1 protein-coding gene is annotated in these 477 nt (G+C 74.4%); it reads left to right on the top strand.

The window, feature by feature from the left end:
* Positions 1-477, top strand: a 477-nt coding sequence (locus JK364_RS54605) for a phosphopantetheine-binding protein (protein ID WP_201858910.1), incomplete at both ends; no start/stop codon positions are given.

Raw genomic sequence — 477 nt, 5'->3', positions numbered from 1 at the left:
GACCGGGTCGGCATCGACGACGACTTCTTCGCCGTCGGCGGCGACAGCATCCGCTCCATCCAGGTGGTCTCCCGCGCCCGCGCCCACGGCGTGGAGGTCACCCCGCGGCAGATCTTCGAGTGCCGCACCGTCGCCGAACTCGCCGAGGCCGCCGTCATCGGCGACCAGGCCGGCGCCCCGCCCCGGCTGGAGGAACTCGAAGGCGGCGGCACCGGCCGGCTGCCGCTGCTGCCGGTGGCGCGCTACATCCGCGGGTTGGGCGGTGACAGCGACCGGTTCGCGATGTCCATGGTGGTGGAGCTGCCGGACGGTATCGACGAAGCGGGACTGATGGCCACCCTGGCCGCCGTCGTGGACCACCACGACGTGCTGCGCGCCCGGCTGACCGCCCAGGACGGCGGAGCCCTGCACATCGACCCGCCCGGCACCGTCGAGGTCGCCCCGCTGCTGCGCCGCGTCGAGTGCGACGGCGACTGG

This window comes from Streptomyces endocoffeicus (assembly GCF_016741935.1).
Classification (GTDB): Bacteria; Actinomycetota; Actinomycetes; order Streptomycetales; family Streptomycetaceae; genus Streptomyces; species Streptomyces endocoffeicus.
This window is presented reverse-complemented; position numbering and strand designations above follow the sequence as displayed.